Origin of the sequence: Mesorhizobium sp. M0633, assembly GCF_040320645.1 — a bacterium.
Classification (GTDB): domain Bacteria; phylum Pseudomonadota; class Alphaproteobacteria; order Rhizobiales; family Rhizobiaceae; genus Mesorhizobium.
Window position 1 is genome coordinate 1 of the sequence record NZ_JAMYQC010000035.1, and the last position, 21331, is coordinate 21331.

At 62.8% G+C, this 21331-nt stretch carries 19 protein-coding genes and 1 pseudogene; 5 read left to right on the top strand and 15 right to left on the bottom strand.

What is annotated here, in order from left to right:
- Positions 1–231: 231 nt before the first annotated feature.
- Complete coding sequence (locus NKI47_RS28100; protein ID WP_352594354.1) at positions 232–807, bottom strand: DUF308 domain-containing protein; 576 nt, start codon at positions 805–807, stop codon at positions 232–234.
- 78 nt (positions 808–885) lie between these two features.
- On the bottom strand, positions 886–1485 hold the full coding sequence (locus NKI47_RS28105; protein WP_352594355.1) for a TetR/AcrR family transcriptional regulator: 600 nt from the start codon (positions 1483–1485) through the stop codon (positions 886–888).
- A gap of 724 nt (positions 1486–2209) precedes the next feature.
- On the opposite strand from NKI47_RS28105, the gene NKI47_RS28110 reads away from it, so the two are divergent.
- A complete protein-coding gene (locus NKI47_RS28110) occupies positions 2210–3127 on the top strand; it encodes an alpha/beta fold hydrolase (protein WP_352594356.1) in 918 nt (305 codons plus the stop codon).
- 174 nt (positions 3128–3301) lie between these two features.
- Positions 3302–3556 carry a hypothetical protein gene (locus NKI47_RS28115; protein WP_352594357.1) on the top strand — a complete coding sequence of 85 codons (255 nt, stop codon included), beginning with the start codon at positions 3302–3304 and terminating at the stop codon, positions 3554–3556.
- Here the strand turns inward: NKI47_RS28115 and NKI47_RS28120 are convergent.
- Positions 3553–4701 (bottom strand): hypothetical protein, encoded by a 1149-nt coding sequence (locus tag NKI47_RS28120; RefSeq protein ID WP_352594358.1) that lies wholly within the window; start codon positions 4699–4701, stop codon positions 3553–3555. The genes NKI47_RS28115 and NKI47_RS28120 overlap by 4 nt on opposite strands.
- A 56-nt stretch (positions 4702–4757) precedes the next feature.
- Here NKI47_RS28120 and NKI47_RS28125 point away from each other — a divergent pair, with 56 nt between their 5' ends.
- On the top strand, positions 4758–5843 hold the full coding sequence (locus NKI47_RS28125; RefSeq protein ID WP_352594359.1) for a DUF1186 domain-containing protein: 1086 nt from the start codon (positions 4758–4760) through the stop codon (positions 5841–5843).
- Positions 5844–5888: 45 nt separating this feature from the next.
- Here NKI47_RS28125 and recQ read toward each other — a convergent pair whose 3' ends face one another.
- The 9 genes from recQ to uxaC all read right to left on the bottom strand — a co-directional run bounded on the left by recQ (position 5889) and on the right by uxaC (position 15230).
- Positions 5889–7724, bottom strand: coding sequence for a DNA helicase RecQ (recQ, locus tag NKI47_RS28130; protein WP_352594360.1), 1836 nt, complete (start codon positions 7722–7724; stop codon positions 5889–5891).
- Between the two features lie 363 nt (positions 7725–8087).
- Positions 8088–8426, bottom strand: coding sequence for a cupin domain-containing protein (locus NKI47_RS28135; protein ID WP_352594361.1), 339 nt, complete (start codon positions 8424–8426; stop codon positions 8088–8090).
- A 26-nt stretch (positions 8427–8452) separates the two neighbouring features.
- A complete protein-coding gene (gene kduD / locus NKI47_RS28140) occupies positions 8453–9220 on the bottom strand; it encodes a 2-dehydro-3-deoxy-D-gluconate 5-dehydrogenase KduD (RefSeq protein ID WP_352569536.1) in 768 nt (255 codons plus the stop codon).
- Positions 9217–10074 carry a 5-dehydro-4-deoxy-D-glucuronate isomerase gene (kduI, locus tag NKI47_RS28145; RefSeq protein ID WP_023678087.1) on the bottom strand — a complete coding sequence of 286 codons (858 nt, stop codon included), beginning with the start codon at positions 10072–10074 and terminating at the stop codon, positions 9217–9219. The genes kduD and kduI overlap by 4 nt, the downstream gene beginning before the upstream one ends.
- Before the next feature lie 28 nt (positions 10075–10102).
- Entirely contained in the window at positions 10103–10879 is a 777-nt protein-coding gene (locus tag NKI47_RS28150) for a FadR/GntR family transcriptional regulator (RefSeq protein WP_023678088.1), read from the bottom strand.
- A gap of 10 nt (positions 10880–10889) precedes the next feature.
- Entirely contained in the window at positions 10890–12170 is a 1281-nt protein-coding gene (locus tag NKI47_RS28155) for a TRAP transporter large permease (protein ID WP_023678089.1), read from the bottom strand.
- Between the two features lie 4 nt (positions 12171–12174).
- A complete protein-coding gene (locus NKI47_RS28160; protein ID WP_023719697.1) occupies positions 12175–12702 on the bottom strand; it encodes a TRAP transporter small permease in 528 nt (175 codons plus the stop codon).
- 103 nt (positions 12703–12805) lie between these two features.
- On the bottom strand, positions 12806–13783 hold the full coding sequence (locus NKI47_RS28165) for a TRAP transporter substrate-binding protein (protein WP_352594362.1): 978 nt from the start codon (positions 13781–13783) through the stop codon (positions 12806–12808).
- Positions 13784–13820: 37 nt separating this feature from the next.
- Positions 13821–15230: a glucuronate isomerase gene (uxaC, locus tag NKI47_RS28170; protein ID WP_352594363.1), complete on the bottom strand. Its 1410-nt coding sequence runs from the start codon at positions 15228–15230 to the stop codon at positions 13821–13823.
- Positions 15231–15405: 175 nt separating this feature from the next.
- Here uxaC and NKI47_RS28175 point away from each other — a divergent pair, with 175 nt between their 5' ends.
- On the top strand, positions 15406–16932 hold the full coding sequence (locus NKI47_RS28175; RefSeq protein WP_352594364.1) for a mannitol dehydrogenase family protein: 1527 nt from the start codon (positions 15406–15408) through the stop codon (positions 16930–16932).
- On the top strand, positions 16929–18107 hold the full coding sequence (gene uxuA, locus NKI47_RS28180; RefSeq protein WP_352594365.1) for a mannonate dehydratase: 1179 nt from the start codon (positions 16929–16931) through the stop codon (positions 18105–18107). The genes NKI47_RS28175 and uxuA overlap by 4 nt, the downstream gene beginning before the upstream one ends.
- Positions 18108–18165: 58 nt before the next feature.
- On the opposite strand, the pseudogene lepB reads toward uxuA, so the two are convergent.
- The 3 genes and pseudogenes from lepB to atpD form a co-directional block, all read right to left on the bottom strand.
- Positions 18166–18738, bottom strand: a pseudogene (lepB, locus tag NKI47_RS35240) (signal peptidase I); the annotation flags it as partial.
- A 438-nt stretch (positions 18739–19176) separates the two neighbouring features.
- Entirely contained in the window at positions 19177–19584 is a 408-nt protein-coding gene (locus NKI47_RS28190; RefSeq protein ID WP_023678096.1) for a F0F1 ATP synthase subunit epsilon, read from the bottom strand.
- Positions 19585–19702: 118 nt separating this feature from the next.
- Positions 19703–21268 carry a F0F1 ATP synthase subunit beta gene (gene atpD / locus NKI47_RS28195; RefSeq protein ID WP_023678097.1) on the bottom strand — a complete coding sequence of 522 codons (1566 nt, stop codon included), beginning with the start codon at positions 21266–21268 and terminating at the stop codon, positions 19703–19705.
- Positions 21269–21331: the final 63 nt, after the last annotated feature.

A 21331-nucleotide genomic window follows, 5' to 3' on the forward strand; every position in this document is an offset into this window, starting at 1 on the left:
TCTGCTCAGTCTAACGTCTCGATTGGTCATGGCACTTCCCCTTCCACGGGAATCGGTGATCGCAACGTCACCACCGTGCCATGGCCGCTCGCCCCTCAGAGCAAGCCCCGTTCTCTCTCCAAAACTTTTTGCAGAACCTTCAGCACACTATCCACTTCGGAATGGTGTCCAACCCGGACCCATAGGTAACAGCATCTCTCATCGCGCCGGTAATGGCTTAAGATCGCGGGCCTATGCAGCCTTCCGCCGCAATTGGCTCACGCTCAGCCACACCGCCGAAACAAGGAAGTAGAGGGCGCCTACTGCGGCATAGCCGGCCACGTTGGTGATCGATGGCGGCATCGGCATCCGCGCCTGCGCGATGAAAAACGTGCCTGCCAGTGCTGATTGCCCTCCGCTCAGGACCATCGCCCACTGCGCACCAGAGCTCTTCCAACGGCGGACGGCGGTGCCGAGTTGAAGCAGGCCGGACAGGATCGCCCATAGGCCGAACACGCCCAGCACCCAATTCATGCTCATCTTCAGCGCAACAACGACCGCGAGCGTTGTCGCCACACTGACCACGACGTTGATGGCCTGGGTGCGATTCTGTCCCAATCCTCCGCTGCGCGATGCGTCGACAAAATTGGCCAGGGCATCCCACGCAGGATAAGCCACGAGTAACACCGCCGCGACCACCCCGGAATTCTGTCCCACCGTAAAGGCAGCCGCCACCCAGGCAGCCGAGAACGCCGTCCGAGCGAAGTAATAGAGCTTGAGCCATTGTTCCTGGCTGGCGCGGGAAAGATCGCCATTGTGAACCGTCATTGGATCGTCCTTTCGACTAGTAGGTAGGGACTCTCGACGAACGTCGCAGAGTCGTTACGCCTATGGTTAGTTGAGGTCTTAGGGTCGTATCTGGAGGGAACGCAGAGCGAGCCGCTCCAGGAGCGGGCCTGTCACGACGCCGAATATCTTCGGATCGTCATAGGCCCGTGCTGAAAGCATCGCGCCGTGAACGGTCGCCATGAACGCTTCAGCCTCGGCACGAGGGGTACTCATCAGTCGAAATTGGCCGTGCCGCGCACCGCGCTCCATCACCGATGTCAGCCAAGCCGACAGCGAGCGGAAATGCGCCCGGACCTCAAGGCCAACTTCCTTGGGCAGCACGGGGAGCTCGCTTGCCAACAGCGCGCAGATACAAAACGGGGCGCTGGCGTTCGCGATGCAGGCTTCCCAATACCCGGCATAGATCCGCAACTGTTCGAGCGGATCGGATTCGTGAAGTTCGACATTTGCCATCCCCGCTTCAGTTTCTTCGCGATACCGCGCAACCAGCGTCCGAACCAGATCGACCTTGCTTGGGAAATGGTGATGGATGCTCGCCTTACGGATCCCGACCACTTCAGCAATGTCGGCATAACTGAAACCGTTGTAGCCGCCAGCGACGATCAGTGAGCGTGCACAAGCCAGGATGTCATCAGAGGTGGTAGACAAGTTGCTCATGCTTTTACCTACCTTCTGGTAGGATGGCAGTCAAGCCTCCTTGCAACGCGAGTAGCGTGAAATTGCGTGGCTATGGCGTAGACGTCATTCGATCTTCATTGTTTTCGGCCCGCCATCCATTCAGAAAGCTCCGGGTGTTTGTCGATCGAGGTAGCCATCCCACTTCGAGGACGAGGCAACACCCTCCGGCCGACCGGACCACCGCCAATCGCCGTGCGGCACTAGGCGTTTGCACCGACTGCGCTATCTCCCAATCGTCAGCTTGTTCTATCGCTGGTTGAAGACTGGGAGGTTTCCATGGATCGGCGACTATTTTTGACAGGAATGTTTGGCATTGCCGGGGCCGCGGCCCTTGCAAGCACGGTTCGGCCAATCAACGCAGTGGCCGGCGTTCCAACTGCCAGAAGCGGCATTCTCGATGAACTCGAGGCGCCGGATGTCGAGACCTTCGACGACGACGAAACTCAAGCAGAGTTGCAACCAGTCTATCATCGCCGGTGGCACATGCCGCGCCGGCGCCGCCGGCGCGCCTGGAGAAGGGTCTGTCGCGTTTACTGGCGAAACGGCTATCGGCGCAGGCGGTGCTTCCGCAGGCGCGTCTGGGTCTGGTTTCGATTCTAGCAACTGGCCGGCTTGAACCCTGGCCATCGCGGCCGGGGTTTTCGCCCCAGGCGGCCGTTAGCGCCCTTAGGGAGCTTTCCTAAGGGCGCGGAGGAAGCTGACGGTGTTTGCAGGGTTCAGAGCCACCAGCCTACGACTGGACGATACGACGATTTTCGCAAGGGTCGGAGGCACCGGTCCGCCGCTGCTGCTTCTTCACGGTTTTCCAGAAACGCATCTGATGTGGAGGGATATCGCCGCAGCCTTGGCGCTCCGCTTCACGGTGGTCGCCGCCGACCTTCGAGGCTATGGGCAAAGCGGATGTCCGATTTCCTCTGCCGATCATAGCCCATACGCCAAACGCGCCATGGCCGGCGACATGGTTCAGGCCATGAAGCAGCTGGGGTTTGAGCGGTTCATGGTTGCCGGGCATGATCGCGGCGGGCGGGTTACCTATCGCCTGGCGCTCGACCATCCCGACAAAGTGCTCAAAATCGCCGTCCTCGACATCATCCCCACCGCCGCAACGTGGGATCGGGCGGATGCCAGACTGGCGCTCGGCTTCTGGCCCTGGAGCCTTCTTGCGCAGCCGGAGCCCCTGCCGGAGCGTCTGATCGGCGCGGCTCCCGATGCTGTCGTCGACGATGCAATTACGCACTGGGGATCGTCGGCGAAAATGGTCTCCAAAGAGGTCAGGAACGCCTATGTTGATGCGCTTCGCGATCCCGCGCATATTCATGCCATCTGCGAAGAGTATCGCGCCGCTGCGACGATCGATCGTGAACATGACGCGCTGGACCGCGCAAACGGTCGTCGCATCGAGTGTCCGCTACTGGCGCTATGGAGTGGCGAAGGCGCCCTGGAGAACTGGTATGCGCAAGAAGGCGGGCCGCTGGCCATCTGGAGGAAATGGGCCGACAGAGTGGCAGGATGCGCTGTCCAAGGCGGGCACTTTTTCCCGGAAGAGCACCCCGACAAGACGGCAGCGGCTCTCTCGGAATTCTTTGAAGACAAACAGGTCGGTCAGCACAGAGTATTGTAGAGGTCACATGCTTCAGTTACGCGGAACCTCGCGAGTGCTTCGCGGCCCTAGATCGAGAACCCTCCGAAAATCCGCCCGTCCGGCATCAATGTGCTTGATAAGGGAATGAAGGCGATCTCCACGTCCACGCCTCTGATATGCAGCCTCATGTTTGTCGGAAGTTGCGCATCGCCTTTGCCGGCATCCTTTGATGCTGCGAAATACGACAAGATGAGTTGCGTCGAGCTCAACGTGGCGATCGGCGCTGTCGCCGACGAAATGTCGGCGACAGCCATCGCTCGTGGCAAAGTCGTCCACACCAACATTCCGGGCTGGCTGCTGGGAGGGCAGCGTGTCGCCTCGACCGTGGCTGCCCGCCAGAGTGCGAAGATCGAGCGCTTGCGGCAGCAGGAGGCTGCGATTGCCGCGGCGAGACGAAGCCGGTGCTAATCGTCTCTTAGCCGTTCGATAAAACGCCTCTTATGGATATGCCGATCGCGGATCGCCTGCAGCCTGCGAGCAAAATCGTGGGTCGTGCCACATTCCTCGGCGATTGCCTTGAGGTCGAGCAGAAGGCTGGCGGCCTCATCGTAGCCGGGAGGGTTGCGGCGTTCGATCTCGCTCTCCACCTCACGCCAGACGCTTTCGCCGCGTCGCGAGAGCGCATCGAGCCGAATACGGCGAGCGCGCGCCTCTTCCGCCGCCTGCCGTTTTCTTTCAGCCTCTCGTTGCTCCTCCTGCGCGCGCTCGCGGGCCTGACGGATCGCCTCGGCACGGGCTCGCAGTTCGCCGGCCGAGCGCGGAACAGTGGCCATGGGGCTTCCAACAGAGACTTTCAACATCGAGCGATTCCGGACGAACGCCCGAAGCTCGTTTTCAACATGCCGATCGCCGTCGACGAGACGAACGAGCAGCGTCGTCTTTTCATGATCGGACAAGGCGCCGACTGAACGCCGGACCATATCCGGCGACAATTCCGCTGTCGTGCCGGCGGGACGCTCGGCCGCCTCAGCGACGAGGTCGGCGTCGAGCTGAAAGAAGCGCGCGAAAGCGTCGAGCGCGGGCGTCATCGGGCCGATCCCCGGCAAAGGCTCCGCCTCGTCCGGCTTGACGGAACCGATCTCGGCCGCCTTCAGCCACAGCAGGTAGAAAAGCCTCAGATCGCCGCCGAGCACGTCGGCGCGCAGCGGCGCCAGTGCTTCGAGCCAGTGCGAGTCGTCGTCCCAATTATCCCAATCGTCCGCAGGTTCCAGTTCTTCGCACAGGATGTCGACGATCAGGTTCTCGCCGGACGTGCTGATCTCGAGGCAATCGACCGCATGCAGGAATCCCTCGAGACGCTGCCGGTCGATTAATCGCGCTGGAAACCGGATCATCAGCCGGTGGGTGCCCCAATTCGCCAAATAGAGATGAAGATCGAACCAACGCCGCATCAACGCGACCGGATCGCCTTTAAAGTCGCCCCACTCGTAGAAATTCGTGAAGCTCGTGGCCGTAATCCGCGCCCGCGTCGACACATCGCGCAAGTCCCGGCGATCCGCTTCGCTGAGTGGGCGGTCGACCGCCCGAAACTCGTAGTATTGATATTCGCTCATGGTTGCTTGGCTGCTGGCCGATCCTCGTCCCCCACAGGTCAGTTCAGGATAGAGCTGTGTCGAGATCGAACTCGCCCCGTCTGGTACTTTCTGCACAGGAATTTGCCGTTTGTGCGGATGAACTGTTGAAAGGCAGCCGGCCTGTCGTAGATTTGGCAAGCGCGAACGGCAGCGAGGATGCCATGAAGAAAGAAGCACTGGACTCCGTCCTTGGCCGGGGCAAGCCCGGCTTCGATCTCGGTCCGATAGAAGATCAACTACATGCCGTGGCAAACGAGCAGCAATTGCCGGATGTCGCAATCATTCACTGCATAGCGAGGATTGAAGAATCGGCTCCCGCGCTGCGTGCCGTCGTCACAAGAGCGGCCGAAGGAGAGGCTCTGTCGCGGGATGATCAGATGCTGCTCTTGCGAGGCATCTACATTCTGGGCGGCGCTCGCGACACTAGAACGTTCGGGCCCTTGTTGCGCCTGCTGCGCCGGCCGGGACGCGACCTCGATGACCTGCTCGGCGACGTGGTGACCGAGAGCATGGCGCGTATCGTCGCCGGCGTATTTGATGGCGACGCCGACGCTTTGTTCAGCTTGATCAGCGACCGCTCCGTCGATGAATTCGTCCGCGATGCAGTTTTGGGCGCAGCGACCTTCCTGACCTGGGAAGGCCGCATCGAGCGTGACCGAATGCGAGATTTTCTCGAGCGATTCCACACCGAGAGGCTGGCCGATGACGACGATTTCGCCTGGATCGCCTGGCTGGGGGCGATCGCCCTGCTTGGCTTGCGCGATCTGGCGTCACTTGTTCACAGCGCATGGGACGACGGCCGCATCCCCGAAGGGGTAATCGACCGCCGCGATTTCGAAGACGATCTCCTGGCCGCCGAGCAAAGCCCAAACGACATGGATCGATTCGAGCGCGCCGCTCTCGGCTATATCGACGACGTGCTTGAAGCGTTGGAATGGACCAGCCACCTTGAGTATTTTGGCGAGGAAGATTGGCAATCGCCCTTGCCGGAACAAACTTGGCTCGACGAGTTGTCGAGATTGACAGCGCCGGTCACAAATCCTTGGCGCCATGTCGGACGCAATGATCCGTGTCCCTGTGGAAGCGGCAAGAAAGCAAAGAAATGCTGCCTGGCAAACTAACCTGTTGCAGTGTCGCGCAATTGCGAGTTTGATTTTTGGCTACCCTCACGCCGATCCACCGGGCTGATGCGCAGCGATCGCGCCGAGGAATATCTCGCCGAAATCCTTGAGCTTGGCGGCGCCGACGCCGTTGACCGCGGCGAAGGCGTCCAGATCACGCGGGCAGCGTTCGGCCATATCGATCAGTGTACGATCCGAAAAGATCACGAAGGCCGGCACCTGGCGTTCCCGGGCAAGACGCAGCCGTACAGCCTTGAGCGCGGCCAGCAGCGCCGAATCCAGACCTTCCGTGCCTGCTGCGGTATCCTCAGGACGTATCTTGCCTCGCGATGACTGGCGCGCGTCCAAGCGATACCGGAATGAAGCCTCGCCCCGAGCCAGCGCACGGCCCTTCTCGGCAATGGCGACGCCGCCATGGCCGGCTGAGTCCAATGTCAGGAACCCTCCCGCGACGAGTTGGCGGAGCAGCGACAGCAAGAAACTCTTTTTATGCGCCACACCGGTGCCGAAGCTGGCAAGCCTGTGGTGGTTCCTGTCCAGGACCTTCTCGGTCTCATGGCCGAGCAGGACATCGACGACATGGGCGACGCCGAAGCGCTCGCCGGTCTGTGCGATCGCCGCCAGGATGATCCGCGCCTCCGCCTCGCCATCCGCATGCGGCGCCTGGTCGAGGCAGTTGTCGCAATTGCCGCAAGGCGAAGCACTTTCGCCGAAATAGCCAAGCAGGATCTGACGGCGGCACTGCGTCGTCTCGCAATAACCGATCAGCGTATCGAGTCGGCCATGCGCGCGCCTTTTGTGCTCAGCCGGCGCGTCCTCGTCTTCGATGAAAAGCCGGCGCATGCGGATATCGCCGAGACCGAAGAGCATATGTGCCTCGGCCGCCCGCCCGTCGCGGCCCGCCCGCCCGATTTCCTGATAATAGGCCTCCAAGCTGCCCGGCAGGTCTGTGTGGAAGACATAGGCGACATCCGGCTTGTCGATCCCCATGCCGAAGGCGATGGTCGCCACCATCACCACGCCGGACAAGGTCATGAAAGCGTTTTGATTCGCTTCACGCGTGTCCTTGCTCATGCCGGCGTGATAGGCGAGCGCGCGTACGCCGTTCCGCTCGAGGAACGCCGCCATCTCTTCGGTCTTTTTGCGTGACAGGCAATAGACGATCCCGCTGCGGCCCGCATGGCGCTGCACGAAGTTTAGCAATTGGCGCTTGCTATCCTGCTTGGGCTCAATGCTTAGCTTGATGTTCGGCCGGTCGAAGCCGAGCACCACGGTATCGACGCGCCCGTCGAACAGTTGCGCGGCAATGTCGGTGCGCGTCGCCTCGTCCGCCGTCGCCGTCAACGCAATGATCGGCACTTTCGGGAAGATATCACGTAGTCTCGACAATTCTTCGTATTCGCGCCGGAACGCCGGTCCCCATTGGGAGATGCAATGTGCCTCGTCGATGGCGATCAGCCGGACATCGAGCTTGGTCAACGCCTCGAGCATTCGCACGGTCATGAGCCGCTCCGGTGCAAGATAGAGCAGGCGCGTCTGGCCTGCCGCGACACGGCGCCATGCAGCGACATTGGCATCGCGGTCGAGCGAGGAATTGATTGTATCGGCCGCCACGCCGGCAAGGCGCAATGCGGCGACCTGATCCTGCATCAGGGCCACCAGCGGCGAAACGACAATGGTGAGCCCGCCCAGCACCAGCGCCGGGACCTGGTAGCAGAGCGATTTGCCGGCGCCGGTCGGCATGACAGCCAGCACATGATGCCCGGCCAGCAGCGCCTCCATCACGGCCGCCTGGCCGAGACGAAAATCATCGAAGCCGAATACATCCTTCAGAACGCGCCGCTTGGAATCCTCTGCCGGGATGCTCGCTGCTGCCTGCATTACAGAACTTTCGGGGATACGACCTGCCGAAATTCCCCGGCGAATCGCCAGGTGATTGCCTGGACAGCAGATTCGAACATTTATCGACCCCTCTGGTCCTGTCCGCGGCACCGCCTGAGGCGAACTTCTCTCTCATTGGCCGATATCAGACCGTCGTTCCAGCCCCTATTCGCCTTGGCTGTGAATATCGCACCGCCTCGGAGCGGTTAATCCTATCTTCACCATCATTCGGCAGGTTCAGGTTCTGCGGTGATGTTTTGAGTACCGCGGCGCCACAAGCGCCCAGGCAACACGCCCGCGTCTCTCCGGAGGCGCGGGTTTTTTCGTTCTGAGAACCGGCTGCCTGATCTTCGGGTCCGCAGCTCAGTCGAGGAAATCGGCGCGGTGCGGCGTAAAGCTGTCGACCAGTCGTCCCGCCTCCAGCGCCTTGACGCCATGGACAAGGTTGGACGGGACGATGAAGCTGCTTCCGGTCTCCAGGATTTCGGTCCTGCCGTCGATGGTGACTTCGAAGCGGCCTTCGGCGACATAGCTCGCCTGGACGTGCGGATGCGAGTGTAGCGCGCCGACGCCACCCTTGTCGAAACCGAATTCGACCATCATCAGCTCATCCGTGTGCAGGAGCACGCGCCTGCGGTTGCCATCCGGCGTCGGCGTCCACGCAGCCTCGCCGGCATGCGAGAAGATTTTGGTTCCGGTCATCACCAAACTCTCATCTTTTTTGTTGCTCATCGCGCCAGCCAGCCGCCGTCCACCGGCATCACCGCGCCATGCATATAGTTCGACGCCGGCGCCAGCAGGAAGACGGCTGCGTCGCCGATGTCTTCCGGCGCGCCCCAGCGCCCGGCCGGAATGCGCGCCAGGATTGAAGCGCTGCGGTCGGGATCGGTGCGCAGCGCCTCGGTGTTGTTGGTCTCGATATAGCCTGGCGCAATGCCATTGACGTTGATGCCCTTTGCCGCCCATTCGCATGCAAGCAGCCGGGTGATACCGAGCACGCCATGTTTGGAGGCGGTGTAGGAGGCGACGCGAATGCCGCCCTGAAAGCTCAGCACCGAAGCGATGTTGACGATCTTGCCACGCCGCCCCGGGTCGGCAAGCACGCGCCTGGCAAAACTCTGGCTGAGGAAGAACACCGTCTTCAGATTGACGCCGATGACGTCATCCCAGTCGGCTTCGGTGAGGTCGACCGCATCGGCACGCCGGATGATGCCCGCATTGTTGACCAGGCCGTCGAGCGGCCCGGTGCCGTCCCAGACGCGGTCAAGCATCGCCTGGGCGGCGGCATCGTCGCCAAGGTCGCAGCGGACCGCCTCGAAGCGCCCGCCGGCCGCTTCAATCCTCTCCGCCGTCTCGTCCATCGCCGACCGGCCGACGCCGACCACCGCGCCACCGGCGCGCGCGATCGACACGGCGATGCCCTGGCCGATGCCGGTATTGGCGCCGGTGACGAGGATGCGCTTGCCGGCAAGGCTGAAGGCCGAGAGATCGCTCACTTGAGCTCCTCCATCGCCACCAGGTCGACATCGGTATAGTCGACATTGTCGCCGGCCATCGCCCAGATGAAGGCGTAGTTCGAGGTGCCGGCGCCCGAATGGATCGACCATCCCGGCGACAGCACCGCCTCCTCGTTGCGCATGACGAGATGGCGCGTTTCGTCCGGTTCGCCCATGAAATGAAACACCCGCGCCGCCTCCGGCAGGTCGAAATAGAGATAGGCCTCCATGCGCCGGTCATGCACATGGCATGGCATGGTGTTCCAGACCGAACCGGAGGCAAGCTGCGTCATGCCGACGACAAGCTGACAGGTCTTTACCCCATCGGCATGGATGAACTGGAAGATCGAGCGCTCGTTGGAGGTTGCCTGGCTGCCGAGATCGAGCCGCTTGGCATCGCCGATGCGGATCAGCCGGTTGGGATGGCTCTGATGCGCCGGCGCGCTGAGCAGGTAGAACTTAGCCGGCGCTGCCGGATTGGTCGCAGCGAACGACACCTCATCCGTGCCCATGCCGAGATAGAGCATGTCGCGTGCCTGCAGCTCGTAGGATTGGCCGCCGGCTTTGACGACGCCTGCACCGGCGATGTTGACGATGATCATCTCACGGCGGTCAAGAAAATTCTTGGTCCCGGTCGGCTTGATCGCCTGCAGCGGCAGCGGTGTACCGGCGGGCATGGCGCCGCCGACGATCATGCGGTCGTAATGGGTGTAGGTCAGGCCGATGCGGCCGGGCTGGAACAAGTCCTCGATCAGGAAATTGTGTCGCAGCTCGTCCGTTCCCATGGCTGCGGCAGAAACAGGATCGATGGCGAAGCGGGAGGTGAAATCCGTATGATTGTCAGTGTGATTCATTGCTGTCCCATGGGGCTGCCTCAATTGCTTATTCCGTTGCCGCGGCCTTGACCGAGTCGGCATAAAAAACCTGGCGCGCGTGCAGGCGCTCGCGATAGCGCTGCTGGCTGGCACCGAGATGCCCGCGCATCGCCTCCCGCGCCGCCTCGGCATCGCCTGCCGAGATGGCGTTGAGGATCATCAGGTGTTCGCGCTGCAGGCCGCGCTGGTAGGCGTCGGACTGCGCGAACTCGGTCGACCAGGGCGAGGTCACATCGCAAGGAATAGCGCGCCGGCCGAGCACGTCGAGCATCTCGACATAGAACGGATTGTTGGTGGCGCTGGCGATTGCGCGGTGGAAGGCAAGGTCGGCCGGTCCAGTCGGCTCGCTGTTGAGGAGCAGCCGTTCGAACTCGAAGAAGGCTTCCTGGATTGCCGCTTCCTGCGCGGCGTTGCGCCGGATGGCGGCGAGCCCGGCGGATTCGATCTCGATCGCCAACCTGACTTCGAGCACGTTGAGGGCAATCGAATCCTTGCTGCCCATCTCCGCTGCCAGAGCACCGAACGCTGTCGAGATATGTTCGGTCACGAAAACGCCGGCGCCTTGGCGCGGCTCGACCAGGCCGTCCGCGGCAAGCTTGGCCAGCGCCTCGCGTATCACGGTGCGGCTGACCCCGAAGGTTTCCGTCAGCTGGCCCTCGGTCGGCAGCTTTTGCCCAGGCTGGATCTCGCCCGCCTGCAGCTGCTTGCGGATCGCCGCGACGACGGTTTCCGAAAGCTTCGGTCTTCGTTCGACGCGGAGCCCGACGGCCGTGTCCGATGCCATGTCGCACCCCCTATTTGAAGACGCTCGGCAGCCATAGCGAAATGGCCGGAATGTAAGTGACGAGCGCCAGCACCACGAGGCCTGCGCCATAGAATGGCCAGATCGAGCGCATCGATTCCCAGACGGATATCTTGCCCACTGCGCATGCCACGAACTGCACTGCGCCCACCGGCGGCGTGTTCAGCCCGATGCCGAAATTGAGGATCATGATGACGCCGAAATGCACCGGATCGACGCCGTAGGCCTGCGCCACGGGCAGGAAGATAGGCGTGCAAATGATGATCGTCGGCCCCATGTCCATGAACGTGCCGAGGAACAGCATCAAGAGGTTGAGCAGGAGAAGCACAACCAGCGGATCGTCCGAGATCGCGTTCATGGAGGCTATCAACGCTGCCGGCACTTTCAGGAAGGCCATCAGCCACGAGAACGCCGCCGCCATGCCGATGATGAGCAGCACCATAGCCGTGGTGCGCACGGCGCCATGGGTGGCATGAACGAACCCTTCCCAGGTCATCTGCCGGTAAACGAAGACGGTCACGAGCAGCGCATAGATGACGGCGATACAGGAACTCTCGGTGGCGGTGAAGACGCCCGATCGCACGCCGCCGAAGATGATCGCGATCAGCAGCAGGCCGGGCACGGCGACGGCGAAAAGATGCGCGACCGCGGTGAAGCCCGGAAACGCCTCGGTCGGATAGCCGCGGGAGCGCGCCACGATATAGGCGGTGACCATCAGCGACAGGGCCAGTAGCAGGCCCGGGATGATACCGGCCGTGAACAGATCGGCGATGGAAATCTTTCCGCCTGCCGAGATCGAGTAGATGATCATGTTGTGCGACGGCGGCAGCAGCAGCGCGATCAGTGCCGCCATCGACGTGACGTTGACGGCGTAGTCCGCTCCATAGCCACGCGCCTTCATCTGCGGGATCATCAGGCCGCCTACCGCCGCTGCCTCCGCAACCGCTGAGCCGGAAATGCCGCCGAACAATGTAGCGGTTGCAATGTTGACCTGGCCGAGGCCGCCGCGCAAATGGCCGACGAGCGAGCCGGCGAAGGCAACGATCTTGCTGGCGATGCCGCCGCGCACCATCAAGTCGCCGGCGTAGATGAAAAACGGAATGGCCAGCAGCGAAAAGACGCTCATGCCGGAATTCAGGCGCTGGAACACGATCAGCGGCGGCAGGCCCATATAGAGGACGGTGGCCAGGCTTGCGACGCCGAGGCAGAAAGCGATCGGCGTGCCGATAAGCATCAGCAGGGTGAAGACGCCGAACAGAATCCACAGTTCCATGGCGTCAGACCTTCACGTTGGCGGTGTCGAGTTCGGCCGCGACTTCGGCCGGCGGCAGTTCATCGAGGGCATCGTCGATCGGCGCGCCGGAGAGGCGAAGCACGATGCGCTCCAGCGTGAAGAGCACGATGAGCGCGCCTCCCGCGACAAGCGGGACATAGTCCCAGCCCCCCGATATGCCGAGTGACGGCAAGACGGAGCCCCAGGTCAATGCGACCAGCTGGCTGCCGTACCAGATCATGCCGATGCCGAAGGCGAGCGCGACAAGATCCGAAATCATCCGCAGCCAGCGCTTGCCGCCTTTCGGCAGCACGTAGAGCAGTACGTCGAAGCCAAGATGGTAGTTCTCGCGCACACCGACGGCAGCGCCGAGGAAAATGAACCAGCTCATCAGCATCACCGAGCCGGGCTCGGTCCAGCTCGGCGAACGGTTCAGAACATAGCGGCCGAACACCTGCCAGGCGACGAAGGCGGTCATCAGCACCAGCCCGATGCCGGCGATCGACAGCGCCGCCGTGCTGACGCGCGACATCACTTGCGCGACGCCGGACAGGAGCGGTGTTGGTCTTGGGCTGGAAGTCACCGGTTTTCTCCCCAGGAGGATGGCGGCACGGAATGTCCGCGCCGCCGCTTGATCACTGCACGGCCTTGATGGCTTCGACCATGGCCTTCAGCTTGTCGTCCTTGACGTGCTTCTCGTAGACCGGCCCCATCGCGTCGATGAAGGGCTGCTTGTCCGGCGTCGTGATCTGCGAACCGGCCGCCTCGACCTTGGCGCGCGATTCCTTGACCTTGGCGGTCCACAGCTCGCGCTGCTTGGCGACGCTTTCCTTGGCGGCCGCCTTGAAGATCGCCTGGTCTTCCGGCGTCAGCTTGTCCCAGCTCGACCTCGCCATGACGAAGGCTTCCGGCACCATCGTGTGCTCGTCGAGCGAATAGTACTTGGCGACTTCCGCATGCTTGGCGGTGTCGTAGCTCGGAAAATTGTTCTCCGCGCCGTCGATGACTCCGGTCTCGATCGCCGAATACACCTCGCCATACGGCATCGGCGTCGCGTTGGCGCCGAGTGCCGCCACCATGTCGACGAAGATGTCGGACTGGATGACGCGGAACTTCATGCCGGCCATGTCGGCTACGGTGTTGATCGGCTTCTTCGAATTGTAGAAGGAGCGCGAGCCGCCGTCGTAAAAGGCGAGCAGCACCAGCCCGACCTGGTCGAACGCCGCCGCGATCTGGTCGCCGATCGCCCCGTCCATGACCTTGTGCATATGCTCTTCCGAACGGAAGATATAGGGCAGCGAGGGCACGGTGGTCTCGGGGATGAGCCCGTTGAACGGCGCCATCGAAACGCGGTTGAGATCGATCACGCCGGTGCGCACCTGCTCGATCGTGTCCTTTTCCTCGCCGAGTTGCGCGGAAGGATAGATCTCGACCACATAGCGGCCGGCCGTGCGCTCCTTCACCAGCTCGCCGAAATATTTGACCGCCTCGACCGTCGGATAGCCATCCGGGTGGGTGTCGGACGAGCGCAGGACCGTCTGGGCGCTTGCCGATCCGGCCAGCAGTGCGGCGGCAAGTAGCGTAGCTCCCGCCAGTCTTGAAAAATGCAGCATTGGTTTCCTCCCGTTTGGACGATGGCGGCAAGCGCCGTTAGAGCCGGTACGCCTTTTTCGCGAGCGTATAGGCAAGTTCCTGCGCCAGCTCGTGCGCCTCGTCTTCGCCGAGCCGATGCTCGGCGACGAGACGCGCCAGAAAAGCGCAATCGACCCGGCGCGCCACATCATGGCGGGCCGGTATGGATGGAAAGGCGCGGGTGTCGTCGTTGAAACCGACGGTGTTGTAGAAACCGGCGGTTTCGGTGGTCATCTCACGGAACCGGCGCATGCCTTCGGGGCTGTCGTGGAACCACCAGGCCGGCCCGAGCTTCAATGCCGGGTAGACGCCGGCGAGCGGCGCCAGCTCGCGCGCATAGCTGGTCTCGTCGAGCGTGAAGAGGATGATGGTGAGGTCGCGCTCCAGCCCGACGCAGTCGAGCAGCGGCTTCAGCGCCGTCACATAGTCGGTTCGGGTCGGAATATCGAAGCCTTTGTCCCTGCCGAACTTGTGAAAGATAGAAGGCGAATGATTGCGCCAGGAGCCGGGATGGATCTGCAGGACCAGCCCGTCGTCGCGGCTCATCTTGGCCATCTCGGTCAGCATCTGGGCGCGGAACAGCTTTCGCTCGCGCTCGTCGTCCGAGCCCCGGCGGATGCGGTTGAACAGCTCCTGCGCGGCGGCATCCGAGAGATTGGCGGTTTCGGCCGTCGGATGGCCGTGATCGGAGGAAGTCGCGCCAAAGCTCTTGAAGAAGGCGCGCCGCTGGCGATGCGCATCGAGATAGCCGGCCCAATTGCCGGTATCGCAGCCGGTGATCTCGCCAAGCCGGTCGAGATTGGCCGAGAACCCTTCGAAGTCGGGATCGACGATCGCATCCGGCCGATAGGCGGTGACGACGCGGCCCTCCCAGCCGCTGTCGCGGATCATCTGGTGCCATCTGAGATCGTCGAGCGCGCCTTCGGTCGTTGCGATGACTTCAATATTGAAGCGCTCGAACAGCGCTCGCGGGCGAAAATTCTCCCACTGCAGCAAGGTCGAGATCATATCGTAATGGCGGTCGGCGGTTGCGGCCGTCAGCGGCTCGTCGATGCCGAACAGATGGGCAAGCACATGGTCGAACCACAGCCGGGTCGGCGTGCCGCGGAACAGGTAATAATGCTCGGCGAAGCACCGCCAGATCGTTCTGCCGTCGGTTTCCACCGGCGAGCCGTCAAGCGTCGGCACCCCAAGCTCCTCAAGCCGAACGCCCTGGCTGAACAGCATGCGGAAAATGTAGTGGTCCGGCACGATCAGCAACTGCGCCGGATCGGGAAACGCCTCGTTGAGCGCATACCAGCGCGGATCGGTGTGGCCGTGCGGGCTGACGATCGGCAGGTCCTTGACCGCGGCATAGAGATCGCGGGCCAGCGAACGCGGGCGGGCCTCGGCGGCAAACAGCAAGTCCGGATCCGTCAATGCGGCCACGCAAATCCTCCCAATCCGGACATCGGTACGGTTGGAAAGAAATAATGTCAACATACAAAAACTTGGTTGTTGTATGATGACTTTTCGTCGGCCATTGCCCATTGTGCGTGACGGCATCGGGTGTTACGCCGCCTGCCAGCAGTGACCCAACAATCTCGATCAGACACGTGGCGCAATGACCAATAGACGCCTTTCCAACAGCACGCTGAAGGCACTGCCGGCTTCGGTCGCGGCCCCGCGCTACGACCGCGGCGGCGTCGCACCTGGCATCGTCCATCTCGGCGTCGGTGCCTTCCATCGCGCCCACCAGGCGGCCTATGTCGACGACTGCCTGGCGGCGGGCGAGGCGGACTGGGGCATTGTCGGCGTGTCCTTGCGCAGTCCTGACACGCGCGACGCACTGGCGCCGCAGGATGGCCTCTACACGCTGGCGATCAGGAGCAGCATCGGCGAAGAGCTGCGCGTCGTCGGCTCGATCCTGTCGCTGCTGGTGGCGCCGGAAGATCCGGCTGCGGTGCTCGCCGCCCTGACCGATCAGCGCACCCGCATCGTCACGCTCACGATCACCGAAAAGGCTTATCTGAGAGCAGCCGGCGGCGGTTTGGACAGCACCCATCCGGACATCGTCCATGATTTGGCTAGCCCGCAAATGCCACGGACGGCGCATGGTTTTCTCACCGAAGCGCTGTCGCGCCGCCGTGCCGCCGGCATCCAGCCTTTCACCGTGCTCTGCTGCGACAACCTTCCGGCCAATGGCGCCACGCTGCACCGCCTGCTGGTCGAATTCGCCGCGCTGCGCGATTCCAGGCTCGCCACTTCAGGCGATGCCAGGCTCGCCGCTTCAGGCGATGCCAGGCTCGCCGCACACATTGCCGACGGCGTCGCGTTTCCGTCGAGCATGGTCGACCGTATCGTGCCGGCGACCACCGACGCCGACCGAGCGCGTATCGCCGTCGAGCTCTGCGTCGAGGATGCCTGGCCGGTGATGACCGAGCCGTTCTGCCAATGGGTGGTCGAAGACGATTTCCCGGCTGGCAGGCCGGCCTGGGAAAAGTTCGGCGTCACCATGGTCGGCGACGTCGGGCCCTTCGAGGACATGAAGCTGCGGCTGCTCAACGGCTCGCATTCGGCAATCGCCTATCTCGGCCTGCTCAGCGGCGACGACACGGTCGACCGCGCCTTTGCCGATCCGGCGATCCGGCAATTCGTCGACGGACTATGGGCCGAGGCGATCCCGACGCTGCCGCAGGACGCCGGGCTCGATACGGCCGGCTACACGGCCCAGCTCGCCGAACGCTATTCGAACACGGCGCTCGCCCATCGCACGGCGCAGATCGCCAATGACGGCAGCCAGAAGCTGCCGCAGCGCATCGTCGCCTCGGCCCTCGATCGACTGGGCGCCGGTGACCCGCCCGCGCATCTCATGCTGGTGGTGGCGGCCTGGATCGCCGCTTGCGAGGCGCGCGGCAAAACCTTGCCGGAAGCCCATTTTACCGACCCGATCGACGCTCGGCTTACGGCGCTCGGCAGCCGGCCGGCTGATGAGACGGTGACAGCGATATTCGATCTCGCCGGCTTCGCCAAGGACCATTCCCACCGCATGACACTGATCGATCTGACGGCAGCCCATCTCGAGCGCCTGCGGCGGGGCGGCACTGCCGCAGCTTTGGCGGCGCTTGGCATAGGGAGTGAGAAGCCATGAGACAGACCTGGCGCTGGTTCGGGCCGGACGATCCGGTGACGCTTGCCCATGTCCGTCAGGCCGGCGCCGTCGGCATCGTCAGCGCGCTGCACCACCTCAACGACGGCCGCGCCTGGCCGGCAGACGAGATCGTCAGGCGCAAGGCCGAGATCGAGGCAGCAGGGCTGACCTGGGACGTGGTCGAGAGCATCGTCGTGCACGAGGACATCAAGACCCGCAGCGGCGACTGGCGCAGCCTGATCGACAATTACAAGGCCTCGATCCGCGCCGTCGCCGCCGCCGGTATCAACACCGTCTGCTATAATTTCATGGCGATCACCGACTGGACGCGGACGGACCTCGATTACCCGATGCCGCATGGCGGCACGGCGCTGCGCTTCGATGTCGTCGAGCTCTGCGCCTATGACGTCTTCATCCTTGAGCGAGAAGGGGCGGAGGCCGATCACCCACCGGCCCGTATCGAGGCCGCGCGTGCGCGGCTGCAAGGGATGAGCGACAGCGACAAGGCAAGGCTGGAGCGCAACCTGATCGGCTGGGTGCCGGCGCGCGAATTCATCTTCGATCGGGCAAGCTTTCGCCGCGCCCTCGACCTCTACAAGGACGTCTCCACCGAAGGACTGCGCGAAAACCTGTTTGCTTTCCTGCGCGAGATCGTGCCGATCGCCGAAGAGGCCGGAGTCAGAATGGCGATCCACCCCGACGATCCGCCTTTTTCGTTGTTTGGCCTGCCGCGCATCGTTTCCAAGGCAGCCGATGCCCGCGCGCTGCTCGACGCGGTCGCTTCGCCGGCTAACGGGCTGACGCTGTGCACCGGCTCCTACGGTGCGGGCGCGCAGAACGATCTGCCGACGATGGCCAAGGCCTTCGCCGAAAACATCCATTTCGCCCATCTGCGCAACGTCACCAAGGAGCCAGACGGCTCTTTCCACGAAGCCGAGCACCTCGACGGCGACACCGACATGGTGGCGGTCGTGTCGGCGCTGATTGGCGAAGAACGGCGACGCAAGGCAGCCGGCAGGGCGGACTGGCAGGTGCCGATGCGTCCCGACCATGGCCACGCCATCATCGACGACATCGGCAAGAAGGTGAACCCCGGCTATTCCTGCATCGGCCGCCTGAAGGGCCTCGCCGAACTGCGCGGCGTCATGCGCGCAGTAGAGGCACTGACAGTTTGAGCTACTTGCTCGCCTGGCCGTTCAGCGTCTGTCGAGACGAATAATCGGTACCTTTGGAATTCCAGAACAGCCGCAGGGCCTTGCCGACCAGATTTTCATAGGGAACAAACGCGACACTGAACCGGCTGTCGGAGGCATTGTCGCGATTGTCGCCAAGCACGAAGTAGTGGCCTGCGGGCACCTCAAACACGCGCGTATTGTCGCCGATCGAGTTGTCGGTGAGGTTGAGAACGGAATGGGTGACACCCCCCGGCAAGGTTTCGCTTTGGAGCTTGGCTCTCGAGAACTCGTCGGACGAAAAAGTACCAATATCGTCGAGTCCCACCGCGACATCGTTGATGTGAAGCACCCCGTCGATGATCTGGATCTTCTCGCCGGGAAGGCCGACAATCCGCTGGATGTAGTCCACGCTCGGATCGGGCGGGAACTTGAAGACAACCACATCTCCCCTTTTGGGTTCCGCGCCGAATATACGTCCATCAACGGGAAGCAAGTTGAACGGCACGCTTTAGCGGCTGTAGCCGTATGCCATTTTGGAGACGAAGAGATAGTCGCCTTCCTGCAACGTCGGCACCATGCTGCTGGAGGGAATCGAAAAAGGCTGGAGCAGGAACGCGCGTATTGCGAATGCAGCCGGATACGAGGTCAGAAAGACGAGCACCAGCACCGAAAGCCCACGCGCGTACCATCTGTCCGGCTTGAACCGGTGCGCGAAGGGAACAACGATCGCTGCCCACAGGGCCATCAAACCGATCCCTGAAAAATTGGCCCACCAAGCAAGATCGACGCCAGGCAATACCGGAAAGCCAATGTAAATAAGCGCGAAAACGACGACGCTGATCACCACCAGGCTGGCGACCGCCAGTTTGCCGCTGCCGATCCAGAGGAACCCGCCAAACGGGCCGCCAAAGGCCGAAACCAGGGCCGTCGACCATCTGGATCGCGAGATAGTTTCTTGTTGCACTGCTTGTTCTGTCATCGGCCACCCCCCACGCCAAGGCAGCCAGACTGTCCACCAAACAAAAAAGCGGGGCAAGCCCGCTTTTTCAGTTAGTCATTTGACCGGAACTCACGCCGGCAACAGCGCACCTTCAAGCGTCGTAAGCTGGTTGAGGAACTGCTCGGCCTTGCTGCGGGTCTGGTCGTCCTTGGCGTCGGCGGCGTCTTCCCTGGCCTCCTGGATGCGGCGGGCAAGGTCGGCGCGGTCAATGTCGCCGACGGCTACCGCCGATTCCGCCAGAAGCGTGCAGCCGGCCGGAACGATGTCGGCAAAGCCGCCGAACACCACATAGCGCTCTTCCTTGCCTTGCGCGGTCTTCAGCGTAACGACGCCCGGCTTGATTGTGGTCATGACCGGCGCGTGATGCGCCATGACAGTCATCTCGCCTTCGGCGCCCGGAATGACGACGGATTCGACCTGCTCGGAAACCAAGAGGCGCTCCGGCGAGACCAGTTCGAATTTGAAAGCTTCAGGCATGATCAGTTTAGCGACTGGTGAATGGTGAATGGTGAACGGTCAGAAAGAATGACCTTCACTCAGCCCCGATTTCCTATCCGCTACTCCCCATTCACAATTCACTATTGACCATTCACCATCAGGCCGCTTCGGCGGCCAGGCGCTGTGCCTTCTCGACCGCTTCCTCGATGCCGCCGACCATGTAGAAGGCGGCCTCCGGCAGATGGTCGTAATCGCCGTTGCAAAGGCCCTTGAAGCCCTTGATGGTGTCGGCGAGGTCGACCAGCTTGCCCGGTGCGCCGGTGAACACTTCGGCGACGAAGAAGGGTTGCGACAGGAAGCGCTCGATCTTGCGGGCGCGGGCCACGGTCTGCTTATCCTCTTCCGACAGCTCGTCCATGCCCAGGATGGCGATGATGTCCTGCAGCGACTTGTAACGCTGAAGGATCGACTGCACCTGGCGGGCGACCTGGTAATGCTCTTCGCCGACAACCATCGGGTCGAGCATGCGCGAGGTCGAATCGAGCGGATCGACGGCCGGATAGATGCCCTTTTCCGAAATCGCGCGGTTGAGCACGGTCGTCGCGTCGAGGTGGGCGAACGAGGTCGCCGGTGCCGGGTCGGTCAGGTCGTCGGCCGGCACATAGATCGCCTGCACCGAGGTGATCGAACCCTTGGTCGTCGTGGTGATACGCTCCTGCAGCGCGCCCATGTCGGTAGCCAGCGTCGGCTGGTAGCCCACGGCCGAAGGAATGCGGCCGAGCAGCGCCGACACTTCCGAGCCCGCCTGCGTGAAGCGGAAGATGTTGTCTACGAAGAACAGCACGTCCTGGCCCTGGTCGCGGAAATATTCGGCAACCGTCAAGCCGGTCAGGCCGACGCGGGCGCGGGCGCCCGGCGGCTCGTTCATCTGGCCATAGACGAGCGCGGCCTTGGAGCCTTCGCCGCCGCCCTTCTTGTTGACGCCGGACTCGATGAACTCGTGATAGAGGTCGTTGCCTTCGCGGGTGCGCTCGCCGACGCCGGCGAACACCGAGAAGCCGCCATGCGCCTTGGCGACGTTGTTGATCAGTTCCTGGATCAGCACCGTTTTGCCGACGCCGGCGCCGCCGAACAGGCCGATCTTGCCGCCGCGGGCATAGGGGGCCAGCAGGTCGAGCACCTTGATGCCGGTGACCAGGATCTGCGCTTCCGTCGACTGCTCGACATAGGTCGGCGCCGGCTGGTGGATCGAGCGCATCTCGATGCCGTCGACCGGGCCTGCCTCGTCGACCGGCTCGCCGATGACGTTGATGATGCGGCCGAGCATGCCCGGGCCGACCGGCACGGTAATCGGTGCACCGGTGTCATAGACGTCCTGGCCGCGGACCAGACCTTCGGTCGAGTCCATGGCGATGCAGCGCACGGTGTTTTCGCCGAGATGCTGGGCCACCTCTAGCACCAGGCGATTGCCGACGTTGATCGTCTCAAGCGCGTTCAGGATCGCCGGCAGATGTTCGCCAAACTGGACGTCGACAACGGCGCCGATGACCTGGCGAACCTTGCCTGCCAGGCCGGTTTTCTTGATGGTGGCGGCCGGCGTATTCACAGCGGCGGCCTTGGTTGCTGCCGCCTTCTTGGCCGGAGCGGCCTTTGCTGCTGCCGGAGCCTTCGCTGGTGCCGCGGCCTTAGGGGCTGCCGTCTTCGGGGTCGCTGCTTTCGCCATCGTCTTTACCCTTTTCGTCTCTTTGTTTCTCACACGCTTGAGGTCGATGACCTCCTTGTGGGC

Coding starts and splice junctions, on each gene's coding strand:
- NKI47_RS28120 (WP_352594358.1), bottom strand. CDS start 4,701: ATGAGCGAATATCAATACTACGAGTTTCGGGCGGTCGACCGCCCACTC.
- NKI47_RS28100 (WP_352594354.1), bottom strand. CDS start 807: ATGACGGTTCACAATGGCGATCTTTCCCGCGCCAGCCAGGAACAATGG.
- NKI47_RS28150 (WP_023678088.1), bottom strand. CDS start 10,879: ATGGCATCGGACACGGCCGTCGGGCTCCGCGTCGAACGAAGACCGAAG.
- NKI47_RS28165 (WP_352594362.1), bottom strand. CDS start 13,783: ATGCTGCATTTTTCAAGACTGGCGGGAGCTACGCTACTTGCCGCCGCA.
- recQ (WP_352594360.1), bottom strand. CDS start 7,724: ATGCAGGCAGCAGCGAGCATCCCGGCAGAGGATTCCAAGCGGCGCGTT.
- NKI47_RS28175 (WP_352594364.1), top strand. CDS start 15,406: ATGACCAATAGACGCCTTTCCAACAGCACGCTGAAGGCACTGCCGGCT.
- uxuA (WP_352594365.1), top strand. CDS start 16,929: ATGAGACAGACCTGGCGCTGGTTCGGGCCGGACGATCCGGTGACGCTT.
- NKI47_RS28135 (WP_352594361.1), bottom strand. CDS start 8,426: ATGACCGGAACCAAAATCTTCTCGCATGCCGGCGAGGCTGCGTGGACG.
- atpD (WP_023678097.1), bottom strand. CDS start 21,268: ATGGCGAAAGCAGCGACCCCGAAGACGGCAGCCCCTAAGGCCGCGGCA.
- NKI47_RS28105 (WP_352594355.1), bottom strand. CDS start 1,485: ATGAGCAACTTGTCTACCACCTCTGATGACATCCTGGCTTGTGCACGC.
- kduI (WP_023678087.1), bottom strand. CDS start 10,074: ATGAATCACACTGACAATCATACGGATTTCACCTCCCGCTTCGCCATC.
- NKI47_RS28160 (WP_023719697.1), bottom strand. CDS start 12,702: ATGTCGCGCGTCAGCACGGCGGCGCTGTCGATCGCCGGCATCGGGCTG.
- NKI47_RS28155 (WP_023678089.1), bottom strand. CDS start 12,170: ATGGAACTGTGGATTCTGTTCGGCGTCTTCACCCTGCTGATGCTTATC.
- NKI47_RS28190 (WP_023678096.1), bottom strand. CDS start 19,584: ATGCCTGAAGCTTTCAAATTCGAACTGGTCTCGCCGGAGCGCCTCTTG.